General features: G+C 72.4%; 9 protein-coding genes. 6 read left to right on the top strand and 3 right to left on the bottom strand.

Going from position 1 to position 12189, the window contains the following annotated elements; all coding sequences use genetic code 11:
- Positions 1–448 precede the first annotated feature (448 nt).
- Positions 449–1171: a hypothetical protein gene (locus ACTMS9_RS15300; RefSeq protein WP_441146795.1), complete on the bottom strand. Its 723-nt coding sequence runs from the start codon at positions 1169–1171 to the stop codon at positions 449–451.
- Between the two features lie 101 nt (positions 1172–1272).
- On the opposite strand from ACTMS9_RS15300, the gene ACTMS9_RS15295 reads away from it, so the two are divergent.
- Positions 1273–1653 (top strand): ArsC/Spx/MgsR family protein, encoded by a 381-nt coding sequence (locus tag ACTMS9_RS15295; protein ID WP_441146793.1) that lies wholly within the window; start codon positions 1273–1275, stop codon positions 1651–1653.
- A gap of 15 nt (positions 1654–1668) precedes the next feature.
- Here the strand turns inward: ACTMS9_RS15295 and ACTMS9_RS15290 are convergent, their stop codons facing one another.
- A complete protein-coding gene (locus ACTMS9_RS15290; protein WP_179806561.1) occupies positions 1669–1848 on the bottom strand; it encodes a hypothetical protein in 180 nt (59 codons plus the stop codon).
- A gap of 31 nt (positions 1849–1879) precedes the next feature.
- Between ACTMS9_RS15290 and ACTMS9_RS15285 the strand changes: the two genes are divergently transcribed.
- From ACTMS9_RS15285 to pulA, 5 genes are all read left to right on the top strand, one after another.
- A complete protein-coding gene (locus ACTMS9_RS15285; RefSeq protein WP_441165254.1) occupies positions 1880–2536 on the top strand; it encodes a hypothetical protein in 657 nt (218 codons plus the stop codon).
- A gap of 37 nt (positions 2537–2573) precedes the next feature.
- Positions 2574–2963 (top strand): hypothetical protein, encoded by a 390-nt coding sequence (locus tag ACTMS9_RS15280; RefSeq protein WP_441146789.1) that lies wholly within the window; start codon positions 2574–2576, stop codon positions 2961–2963.
- A 186-nt stretch (positions 2964–3149) separates the two neighbouring features.
- Positions 3150–3818, top strand: a complete 669-nt coding sequence (locus ACTMS9_RS15275; protein WP_441146787.1) for a cellulose binding domain-containing protein — start codon at positions 3150–3152, stop codon at positions 3816–3818.
- Positions 3819–3921: 103 nt separating this feature from the next.
- Positions 3922–4602: a cellulose binding domain-containing protein gene (locus tag ACTMS9_RS15270; RefSeq protein WP_441146785.1), complete on the top strand. Its 681-nt coding sequence runs from the start codon at positions 3922–3924 to the stop codon at positions 4600–4602.
- A 163-nt stretch (positions 4603–4765) separates the two neighbouring features.
- Positions 4766–10270: a pullulanase-type alpha-1,6-glucosidase gene (gene pulA, locus ACTMS9_RS15265; protein WP_441165253.1), complete on the top strand. Its 5505-nt coding sequence runs from the start codon at positions 4766–4768 to the stop codon at positions 10268–10270.
- Between the two features lie 152 nt (positions 10271–10422).
- Here the strand turns inward: pulA and ACTMS9_RS15260 are convergent, their stop codons facing one another.
- A complete protein-coding gene (locus ACTMS9_RS15260; RefSeq protein WP_441165252.1) occupies positions 10423–12087 on the bottom strand; it encodes a hypothetical protein in 1665 nt (554 codons plus the stop codon).
- Positions 12088–12189 lie beyond the last annotated feature (102 nt).

The following is a 12189-nucleotide window of genomic DNA, read 5'->3' as shown; positions in this document are numbered from 1 at the left end:
GTGAAAGGAAGTCAAAGAAGGGGATTGCCCGGCGGCCGCACAAGAGGCTCTGCTCGGGTGTCCGGGGGATGTAACCAGCCCGGCGGGCTCCGCATTCCACGAGCCTCGGCCCGGGGGTCCGTCCGGGCGGGGGCCACGGCGGTCTGCCATGTACAACGACCCCGCCCCGCCACCCATTCCACCGACCCGGGTGACACCCTAGACTCCGACATCGCGGGCAAGCCGGACAGCTAGCCCCAGCGAACCACCCGAGTCAATCCGGGCATTCGGCGTCGAATAGGCGAAGCGGGACGGCGACCCGAGGCATACGACGATCGAGCGATATGCCTGTGAGGCATAAATATGACTCACAGGCATATCGCTCACTATGGCAAGTGGGGGCGGACGTAGCCGGTGGCCCGTACCTCGGCCTCGCGTCGACCGGGACCCCGCACCCAAGCCGGCCGCGTCAGGCGTCGCGCAGCAGCGCGACCACCGCGTCGCGGGCGGCGCGCACGGCGTCCCGGGACTGATCGGTGTGGTCCAGTGCGTCGAAGCCGTGCCGCCCGTCCGGTACGTCGAGGATCCGCACCGAACGGCCACTCGCCGCCGCGGCCGAGGTGAATGCCTCGATTCCGGCCAGCACCGGCGGCATGTCCCGACCCGCCCGGACCAGCAGGATCGGCAGGTCGCCGGCGGACGCCACGGCGTCGACCGGGTGGAACCGGGCCTCGACCTCCCAACCGGGCAGCGGCTCCAGCAGCGGATAGGTGCCGACCAGCCCGCGCAGCCACGACGGCGCGGCGCGCAGCCAGTCGCCCAGCAGCAGGCCGCCGCCGGAGAAGAACCAGAGCACCAGCCGGTCGGCGTCGACCCGGGGATCGGCGCGGACCTGCGCGACGGCCGCCGCGACGTCCTCGGCCGCGGCCGGGAAGCCCGTCAGCTCGTCCACCCGGTAACTGACGACCGCGGCGACGAGGCCCTGCTCGGCCAGGAGGGCGCCGTATCCGCGGTAGAGGAGCCAGTCGCGCGGGTCGGACGCGCCGGGTGGCAGCGGTGCGCCGTGGACCAGCACCACGGCGGACCGGGGTTCGTCACCCGCCGGCAGGTGCAGGTCCACCTGGCCGTGCCGCTCGACGGGGGCGGCCGGCGGGGACAGGACGAACGGTGTCCGGTCGAAGGGCGTCGCCATGCCCGGATGGTAGCCGCCGAGCCCCTGCTCCGACGCCCCGTCGACCGTCCACTCCGGATGAAATGGGACAGGTCGGCAGGTGGTCTGTCACCATGTCGGGCATGGAGATCTGGCACAACCCGTCCTGCTCGAAGTCCACCTGCGCCCGCGCCACTCTGGACGAGGCGCGGGTGCCGTACCGGCTGCGGGCGTACCTGGAGCAGCCGCCGAGCGCGGCCGAGCTGACCGAGGTGCTGCGCCGGCTCGAGGCGCGCGCGTGGGACATCTGCCGCACCGGGGAGCCGGCCGCGGTGGCCCGGGGCATGGCCGACTGGCCCCGCGACGACGCCACCGAGCCCCGCTGGATCGAGGCGATGGTGGCGCATCCGGAGCTCATCCAGCGGCCGATCCTGCTGCTCGACGACGGCAGCGCGGTGCTCGGGCGTACCCCCGGAGCACTCGACGAGGCGCTGCGCCGCGCCGCGGCCGAGCCCGAGCGCTGAGCCGCGCCCGCCGGGTCAGGCCTGCTCGCCGGCCGGCGTGCCGTTCCCCGCGGCCTGCGCGTGCCGCTCGCGCAGCCGGTCCCGGATCTCCTCCGGCGTGTACGACCGGCGGCGCCGCTCGGCGCGGGCGATGACCACGCCGGACGCCGCGACTCCGGCCAGGCCGGCCAGACCGAGTACCTTCCACCACCGCATCCGTTGCCGCATCGGCCTAGGGTAGACGCTCATGAGCATCAGCCTGGACGAGGCCGTCGACCTGACCCGTACCGGAGACCTGTGGGTGTTCCGTGGCCGGAGCGTGCCCGACCGCGCCATCCAGCTCACCACGAACAGCCCGGTCAACCACGTCGGCATGGCCGTGGTGCTGGACGACATGCCGCCCCTGATGTGGCACGCCGAGCTGGGCCGCTCGCTGCCGGACATGTGGACCGGCAACCACCAGCGCGGCGTGCAGCTGCACGACCTGCGCGACGCGGTCTGCGTCTGGGCCAACCGGTACGGCCAGCGGGCCTGGCTGCGCCAGCTCGACCCGCCCGCCGACGCGGCGATGGAGCAGGCGGTGCTGCGTACCGTCGCCCGGCTCGACGGCACGCCCTTCCCCTCCACCGCCCAGCTCGCCTGGCGCTGGGCGCGGGGCCGGGTGCCGCAGGTGCGGCTGCCGGGCCGCCGGGACCGCTCCGGGGTGCCGCTACCGGACCGGGCGCTGGAGACGGCGTACTGCGCCGAGGTGGTGGCGGTGACCTACGAGGCGATGGGGCTGCTGCCGGCCGGCCGCCGTCCGAACTGGTACGACCCGGGTCGGTTCTGGAGCGGCGACGACCTCGACCTGGCCGGTCAGGCCAAGCTCGGCGCCGAGATCGAGGTGCACATCCCGCCGCGCTGAGGTTTGCCGGCGCCCGCCGGCGGCAATTGGTGACGCCGTGAGAGCCTCCACCGATCTCGACACGCTGACCGACTTCTTCGACCGGTACGGCGTGGCGCTCACCGCCGGCGACGTACCCGCCCTCGCCGGCTGCTACGCCCTGCCCGGGCTGGTGGTCGCCGACACGTACAGCTTCTCCTTCAGCACGCTGACCGCCGTCGCGCTCTCCTTCGTCGGCGCCGCCCCGGACTACCAGGAACGGGAGCTGGTCGCGGCGAACGCGCTGATCGAGGACGTGCAGCCGGTCTCCGCGCTGCTGACCGAGGTGGCCGTGCAGTGGGAGTTCCTGGACAGCCAGGGTCGGGCGGTGCCGGGCGAGCGGTACCGCTACCTGCTGCGCACCACCGAGGACGGTCCGGCCATCTGCACCGTCATCCGCGCGGCGTGACGCGACGGCTCTCGGGCGGCCGTTCGGTGGGCGGCGTCGGTGCGGGGCTGACCCGACCGGATCGGTCTCGTGCGGCCAGCCGTTTTCCGGCCCGTACCGGCCGGACGGACCGTACCGGGCGGGCCCTCTGCTGTCGGGCGTCCGCGCTGGCTAGGCTGGCGCGGCTGCTCCGACAAGGGGGACCTCATGTCCGACCGCTCGGCCCCACGGCCGGGGGCGCGATCCGCACCCGCCGTGCTGGCGTCGATGCCGTGGATCGTCGTGCTGCTCGGCGTCGGTCTGCTCGCCGTCCTGCTGGTGTTCGCCCTGCTCTCCTTCCGCGGACCGGAGCACGCGGCGGCGCCCGAGCCGGCACCGCCGATGTACCTGCCGAGGATGCCCGCCGTGACGTCGTCCGTGGCGCCACCGGCCGACGCCCCGCTGGTCGCCGTGGACGCCACCCCGTCGCGGACGGCCAGCGCCACCCCGTCGCCGCGGGCCAGCACCCGCCGGCCGGCCGCGACGCCGACGACCCGCGCACCGGCCGCCGGGTCCGGCCGGGTGAGCGCGGACTACCAGGTCACCTCCAGCGACCGGGACTCGTTCTCCGCCCGGCTGACGGTGCGCAACACCACCGGCGGGGCTCGGGAGTGGCGGGTGGAGCTGCTGTTCACGGGCAACGTCAAGTCGATCCGGGCGTCGTCGGACTCGGGGCTGTCGGTGCGTACGCAGGGCAGTGGCTGGTTCGTGCTGAGCGGCACCAAGCCCCTTCCGGCGGGGGAGAGCGCCGTGGTGTCCATGACGTTCGGCCGGACCGGCAGCGGTGACCGGCCGGGCCAGTGCACCGTCAACGGGGCGGACTGCACCATCGGCTGAGCGCCGGACGCGTCCGTACCATGAGGACGGTGCCGGCGCGCAGGCTTCCCGGCCCTGCCGATGGATGGCTACGCTCGCCCGACCGCACGGATGAGGGAGGGGCATGTCCGGCACGCGTCGCCGCTCGTCCCGGGCCGCCGCCACGGCGCTCGCCTCGTCGCCCTGGGTGCTGGTGGCCACCGGGGTCGTGGTGATGGTGGTGCTGCTGGTCGTCGCGTTGACCGTGTCCCGCGGCCACGAGCCGGAGACCGCCCGACCGGCTGACCTGCCCGCCACCATGGCGCTGCCCGACCTGCCGTCGAGCCCGCCGTCGCGAGCCCCGGTCGCCCTGCCCGCACCGGGCGCCCCGCAGCTCACCCCGCGCCGCAGCGATCCGCCGCCCAGCGGGCGCCCCGCGTCCCCCGCCGCGGGACGGGACACGCGACCGGAGTCGGCCCCGCCGCCCCCGCCCTCGCCCCCGTCGTCGGTCACCGGGCGATACCGGGTGATGGAGGCCTGGGACGACGGCTTCATCGGCGAGGTGCTGCTCGCCAACGCCGCCGCCGGTCCCCGCCCCTGGACGGTGCGCCTGGTGCCGCCGGCCGGCAGCCGCGTGGCCAGCTCCTGGGTGGAGGGTGCGCCGCAGGGAAGTTCCCGGATGTCCGACGGCGTCTTCACGTACACCAGTGGGGTGGACCTCGACGGCGGCGCGTCCGTGGCGCTGCGGTTCCACCTCGAACGCACCGGCGAGAACACCCGCCTGAGCGGGTGCGCCGTCGATGGCGCCGCCTGCGCCGGCCTCTGATCCACCCCCCTGTCCGGCGGCGCAGGGCGACCTCCCCGTGCGGCGGAACGACGGCGCGTTTCGCAAGGAGGCTGCTTTGTTGCGACCATGTTTGCAAGGTATTGCAGAATGTTTCGGCAAGAGCTAGCGTGCGGGCGAATCAGCGACCAGAGGAAGGCCGTCGATGAAACCCCCGCCGATATCTCGCAAGGCACTGCTCGCCTTGGTCTCCACCCTCACCCTCACCCTCGCCCTCGTCGGCGTCCCGGTCGCCGTCAACCAGCTCGGCGCGGACGCCACCGACCGGACCCCCACCGTCGACACCCTGGCCGCGGCCGGCGCCGCCCAGTGGGGCGCCGAGCCCTCGACCGAGGCCCTGCTGAAAGCCGGCGCCGGCACGGGACGCGCCGAGCAGTTCTACTTCGTACTGCCGGACCGGTTCGCCAACGGCGACCCGCGCAACGACTCCGGCGGCCTCACCGGCGACCGCCTCCGCACCGGCCTGGACCCGAAGGACAAGGGCTTCTACCACGGTGGCGACCTCAAGGGCGTCATCGACAAGCTGGACTACATCCAGGGCCTGGGGACGACCGCCATCTGGCTCGCGCCGATCTTCAAGAACCGCCCCGTGCAGGGCAGCGGCGCGGACGTCTCGGCCGGCTACCACGGCTACTGGATCACCGACTTCACCCAGGTCGACCCGCACTTCGGCACGAACGAGGAGATGCGGAAGCTGGTCAAGCTCGCCCACCAGCGCGGCATCAAGGTCTACCTTGACGTCATCGTCAACCACACCGCCGATGTCATCAAGTACGGCGAGGACAAGTACGCGTACGTCGACAAGAAGACCTCGCCGTACACCGACGCGCAGGGGCGCGCCTTCGAGGACCGCAACTACGCCGACGGCACCCGGGACTTCCCGACGGTCACCGCGGACGCGGGCCCGTACACGCCGACCTTCGCCGCCCCCGCGGACGCCAAGGTGAAGGTGCCGGCCTGGCTGAACGACCCGACGATGTACCACAACCGGGGTGACTCGACCTTCGCCGGCGAGAACAGCGAGTACGGCGACTTCTTCGGCCTGGACGACCTGTGGACCGAGCGTCCCGAGGTGGTGCGGGGCCTGACCAAGGCCTACGGCGACTGGATCGCCAGCACCGGGGTCGACGGCTTCCGGCTCGACACCGTCAAGCACGTCAACCTCGACTTCTGGCCGCAGTTCAGCCAGGGCATCAAGCGGGCCGCCGACGCCGCCGGCAAGAAGGACTTCTTCATGTTCGGCGAGGTCTACAGCGCCGACCAGGAGGTGACCTCGACCTACGTGCGGCGCGGTGGCCTGCCGGCAACTCTGGACTTCTCCTTCCAGGAGGCCGCGCGCGGCTACACCGCCGCCGACGGCTCCGCCAAGGCCCTCGCCGACGTGTACGCCCGCGACGACCTGTACGCCGCCCGGGACACCGGCGCCAACCGGCTGACCACCTTCCTCGGCAACCACGACATGGGTCGGATCGGCTCCTTCATCGCCGCCTCCGGCGGTGACGACGCCACCCAGCTGCGCCGCGACCAGCTCGCCCACCAGCTGATGTTCCTCACCCGGGGCCAGCCGGTCGTGTACTCCGGCGACGAGCAGGGCTTCACCGGCCCCGGCGGCGACAAGGACGCCCGGCAGGACATGTTCGCCACCAAGGTGGCGGACTACCTCGACGACGACCTGATCGGCACCGCCCGCACCCACGCCGACGACCAGTACGACACCGGCCACCCGCTCTACCGCACCATCGCCGAGCTGGGCACGCTGCGCCAGGCCCACCCGGCGCTGCGTGACGGCATCCAGGTCACCCGGTACGCGGCCGACGGCGCCGGCGTCTTCGCCTTCTCCCGGATCGCCCCGGCCGACCGCACCGAGTACGTGGTGGCCGTGAACAACGCCGCCACCACGCAGTCCGTCTCCGTCGACACCTGGTCCGCCGGGACCGCCTTCACCGGCGTCTACGGCGGCGCGGCCACCGCCACCGCCGGCGCGGACGGCAAGCTCGGCCTGACCGTGCCGCCGATGGCGGCGGTGGTGCTCAAGGCCGGCCGGCCCATCCCGCAGGCCACCGCCGCGCCGGGCATCACCCTCAGCGCGCCCGGCGCCGACCCGGTCGCCACCCGGACCGCCGTCACCGCCCAGGTCACCGGCGACCCGCTGGCCACCGTCACCTTCGCCGCCCGGGTGCCCGGCGGCAGGTGGACGCTGCTGGGCAGCGCGCACACCGCCCCGTACACCGTCCACCACGACCTGACCGGCCTGCCCGGCGGGACGAAGGTCGAGTACAAGGCCGTCGTCCGCGACGGCAAGGGGCGGACCGCCGGCACCCGCGCCACCGGCGTGGTCGGCACCCCGGCACAGAGCGCCGCCCGGGACTGGGCGGTGGTGCACTACCAGCGTCCCGCCGGCGGGTACGACGACTGGGGCCTCTACACCTGGGGTGACATCGACCCGGCGTACGCCACCGAGTGGCCCAAGGGGCAGCCGTTCGCCGGTGAGGACTCCTACGGCCGGTTCGCCTGGGTCAAGCTCAAGCCGGGCGCGAAGTCGGTCGGCTTCCTTGTCGTCGACAAGAACGGCAACAAGGACGTCGCGAACGACCGCACCATCGACGTGACGCAGACCGGCGAGGTCTGGGTCAAGCAGGGCGATCCGACGCTCTACCCGACCCGGCAGGCCGCCACCGGCGAGCCCGACCCGGCGGTCGACGAGAGCACCGCGGTCATCCACTGGCGCAAGGCCGACAACAACTACGCCGGCTGGGGGCTGCACCTCTGGGACGGCGCCGCCAACCCGACCGACTGGTCCAACCCGCTCAAGCCGGAGAAGATCGACGCCTACGGCGCGGTCTTCCGGGTGCCGCTGGCCGCCGGCGCGACCGGGCTGAGCTACATCATCCACTCCGGTGACACCAAGGATCAGCCCGACGACCAGCGGCTGGACTTCGCCAGCGCCGGGCGTGAGGTCTGGCTGCTCGCCGGGGTGAAGGGCCGGCTGCTGCCGCCCAGCTCGTCCGGCCCCGCCCGGGACCTGGACATCACCAAGCAGAAGGCGCACTGGATCGACCGGTCCACCGTCGCCTGGCTGACTCCTCCGACCGACGGCAAGCAGTACGCCCTGGTGGCCGCCCCGGCCGGCGGGCTGAGCATCGCCGACGGCGAGCTGGCCGGGACGTACACCTCGCTGCCGCTGCGGGCGCAGCGCAACGGGCTCACCGAGGCCCAGCGCGCGGCCTTCCCGCACCTGTGGTCCTACCGCAGCTTCACGCTGGACCGGGCCGACCTGGCCAAGGTCCCGGCGGCGCTGCGCGGGCAACTGGTGGTGACCGAGCGCGACGCCGAGGGCGTGCTGCTCGGCGCGACCGGCGTGCAGATCCCGGGCGTGCTCGACGACGTCTACGCCCGGGCCACCGACGCCCGGCTGGGCGCCACCTTCGCCGGCCGGGTGCCCACCCTCGCAGTCTGGGCGCCCACCGCCCGGACGGTGTCACTCCAGCTCTTCGACTCGCCCACGGCCGAGCCGAGGACGGTGGCGATGAGCCGCAACGACCGCACCGGCGTCTGGTCGGTGCGCGGCACGAAGGCCTGGGCCGGCAAGTACTACCGCTACCAGGTCGAGGCGTGGCAGCCGGCGGCGCAGAAGGTGGTCACCGCCGCGGTGACGGACCCCTACTCGGTGGCGCTCGCGCCGGACTCGACACACAGCCAGATCGTCGACCTGTCCGAGGAGGCGCTGGCCCCGTCCGGCTGGGCGAGTCTGCGCAAGCCGCCGGCGGTGCCGGCGTCGAAGGCGCAGATCTCCGAGCTGTCGGTACGGGACTTCTCAATCGCCGACGCCACCGTGCCGGCGGAGAAGCGGGGCACCTACCTCGCCTTCACCGACCCGAACACGGCCGGCATGAAGCACCTGAAGGCGCTCGGCGACGCCGGGGTCAACTACCTGCACCTGCTGCCTTCGTTCGACTTCGCCACCATCCCCGAGAAGCGGGCCGCCCAGCAGCAACCCGACTGCGACCTGGCGAAGCTGCCGCCGGACTCCGACCAGCAGCAGGCCTGCGTGGCGAAGGTCGCGGAGAAGGATGGCTACAACTGGGGGTACGACCCGCTGCACTACACCGTGCCGGAGGGCGGCTACGCCGTCGACCCGGCCGGGGCGAAGCGGACCACCGAGTTCCGGCAGATGGTCGCCGGGGTCAACGGCGCCGGGCTGCGCGTGGTGCTGGACGTGGTCTACAACCACACCTCCGCCTCGGGCACCGACCCGAAGTCGGTGCTCGACCAGGTGGTGCCGGGCTACTACCACCGGCTGCTGGAGGACGGCAGCGTCGCCAACTCGACCTGCTGCGCCAACACCGCGCCGGAGCACGCCATGATGGGCAAGCTGGTGGTGGACTCCATGGTCACCTGGGCCAAGGCGTACAAGGTGGACGGCTTCCGGTTCGACCTGATGGGTCACCACCCGAAGGCGAACATCCTGGCCGTGCGGGCCGCGCTGGACCAGCTCACCCCGGCCCGCGACGGCGTGGACGGGAAGAAGATCCTGCTCTACGGCGAGGGCTGGAACTTCGGCGAGGTCGCCAACGACGCCCGGTTCGTGCAGGCCACCCAGGCCAACATGGCGGGGACCGGCATCGCCACCTTCAACGACCGGCTCCGCGACGCGGTGCGCGGCGGCGGTCCCTTCGACGGCAACCCCCGCATCCAGGGCTTCGCCTCCGGTCTCTACACCGACCCCAACGGTGACACCGTGAACGGGACGGCGGCCGAGCAGAAGGCGCGGCTGCTGCACCACCAAGACCTGATCAAGGTGGGGCTCGCCGGCAACCTGCGGGGCTACCGGTTCACCGACTCGTCGGGCCGGCAGGTCACCGGCGCCCAGGTGGACTACAACGGCTCGCCGGCCGGCTACACCGCCGCGCCGGGTGAGGCGGTCACCTACGTCGACGCGCACGACAACGAGATCCTGTACGACGCGCTGGCGTACAAGCTGCCGCAGGGCACCTCGGCGACGGACCGGTCGCGGATGCAGGTGCTGGCGTTGGCGACCACCACCTTCGGGCAGGGGGCGGGCTTCGTCACCACCGGCTCCGAGCGGCTGCGCTCGAAGTCGCTGGACCGCAACTCGTACAACTCCGGTGACTGGTTCAACCAGATCCGGTGGGACTGCGCGCAGGGCAACGGGTTCGGCGCCGGCCTCCCGCCGGAGCAGGACAACAAGGACAAGTGGCCGTACGCGAAGCCGCTGCTGGCCGACCCGAAGCTGGTGCCGGACTGCGCCGCGATCAACCTGGCCGACGCCCGGTACGCGGAACTGCTGCGGATCCGGGAGTCCTCGCCGGTGTTCGGGCTGGCCACCGCCGGCCAGGTGCAGCGGCGCGTCGCCTTCCCGCTCTCAGGCGAGAACGAGACGCCGGGCGTGCTGACCATGACCCTGGACGCCCGCGGGCTGGACGGGACGTGGAAGTCGCTGACCGTCGTCTTCAACGGCACGCCGGAGACGGCGAAGCAGACGGTGACCGGCCTGCGGGGTGCGGACGTCGCGCTGCACCCGGTGCTGATGAACTCGGCCGACCCGGTGCTCCGGACGGCCTCGTTCGACCGGGCGGCCGGCACGTTCACCGTGCCGGCGCGCAGTGTGGCGGTCTTCGTCCAGAAGTGACCCCATGACGGTCCGGCCCCCTGCCACCGAGGTGGCAGGGGGCCGGACCTGTGTGTGGATCCCGAGCTGACCGGCGGTCAGTTGAAGCAGTCCTTGACGGTGCCGGCGCAGTTGGTGGGGTCGTTGTTGGTCACGGTCGACTTGTCGTCGAGCTAGATCTCCACGGTGCCGGCCTCGTCGCGGCCCTGGAAGCGCGGCCAGGAGTCCTTGTCCTTGCCGTGGTCCTTGCCGTGGTCCTTGCCGCGGTCCTTGTCGTGGTCCTTGTCCTTGCCGTGTTCCTTGCCGTGGTCCTTGCCGTGTTCCTTGCCGCGGTCCTTGTCGTGGTCCTTGTCGTGGTCCTTGTCGTGGTCCTTGTCCTTGTCGCGGCCGTTGGCGATGCCGCCGCCGTTCTTGCCGGCGGTGTTGTTGGCGATGCGGGACTCGCGGCGCTTCTTGTCGGAGTCGTCCCTGCCGTCGGCCGAGCCACCCTGGCCGTCGGCGGACTCGCCCTTGTCCTTGTCCTTGTCCTTGTCCTTGTGGTCCTTGTTCTCGTCGCGGGCGGACTCGCCCCTGTCGCGGGACTCGTCCCTGTCGCGGGACTCGCCCTTGTCGTCGCGGGCGGACTTGTCCTTGTCGCGGGACTCGTCCTTGTCGCGGGACTCGCCCTTGTCGTCGCGGGCGGACTCGCCCTTGTCGTTGGAGAACCAGTCCTTGTGGTCGGAGGATCCGTTGACCTTGAGGACGCCGACGTTGAAGATGCCGCCGCCGCTCTCCCGGGCGTGGTTGTTCTCCACCTCGCTGTCCTCGAGGTCGACCCGACCGAAGTTGGCGATGGCGCCGCCGTTGCCCTCGGCGTTGTTGCGGGTCAGCGTGACCTTCTTCAGGTGCGCGCTACCGCCCCGCTCGACCAGCAACGCACCACCGTCGGCGTCACCGTCCTTGCGGTCGTCCTTGCGGTCATCGTCCTTGCGGTCACCGTCCTTGCGGTCACCGTCCTTGCCGTCACCGCGGCCCTGCGGGCCACCCGGTCCCTGCGGGCCACCGGGAGCCGCGGCGGGGCCGAAGGCCGGTCCCTGGGGACCACCCGGTACGCCCGGTCCGCCGGGTCCGCCGGGTCCGCCCGGCCCGCCCGGCCCGCCGGGTCCGCCCGGCCCGCCGGGTCCGCCGGGTCCGCCGGGTCCGCCGGGTCCGCCGGGTCCGCCGGGGCCCTGGTCGCCGCCGTACTTGAACTCGGAGGCGTTGCCGCCCTTGAGCGTGAGGTCCTTCAGGGTCAGGTCGCCGCCCTCGGCGACCCGGAACAGCCGGAACGTCTGCTCGGAGTCCCGCTTGATCGTGGAGTCCTCACCCTTGATGGTGATCTCCTGCTTGATCGTCGGCAGGCCCGTGCCGGACTTGCGGTCGTAGCCGTCCAGCTCGTAGGTGCAGTGCGGGGCCAGCTTCAACGTGCCACCGTGATCCCGGTTCGCCAGATCGACAGCCTCGATCAGCTTCTCGTCGTCACACGGCACCTCCCGCACCCGACCGTGCTCGTCACGATCCCGGTCCTTGTCCCGGTCGCGGTCGCTACCGGCCCGGTCGTCGTGTCCCTTGCCCTTGTCGTCGCGCTTGTCGGAGTCCGGGCCCGCATCGCTGACGTTCTGCTTCGGCGCCGCCTGCGAGTCGCTGGCCCGCTGCGGGTCGTCGGAGTTGTCGTTGCGGGCCGCCAGCCCGCCTAGTGCCGCCAGGCCGACGACGCCGGTCAGGCCGGCCACGCCGGTGGCGACCCACAGCTTGCGTCGCCTAGTCGACGACAGGGCCGAAGGGGCCCCGCCGTCGGGAGTCGTTAGGTCGTTGGACATCAGAGCCTTCCGCCCTTTCCTGCTACCAGACGGGCTCGTACCACCTGAGCGGTACGAGCAGCTACAAATGGGTTGCAGCCTGTTATCCACACCGTATGAGAA

Source organism: Micromonospora sp. L31, assembly GCF_052068075.1.
In the GTDB taxonomy this organism is placed as follows: Bacteria; Actinomycetota; Actinomycetes; order Mycobacteriales; family Micromonosporaceae; genus Micromonospora; species Micromonospora purpureochromogenes.
This window is presented reverse-complemented; position numbering and strand designations above follow the sequence as displayed.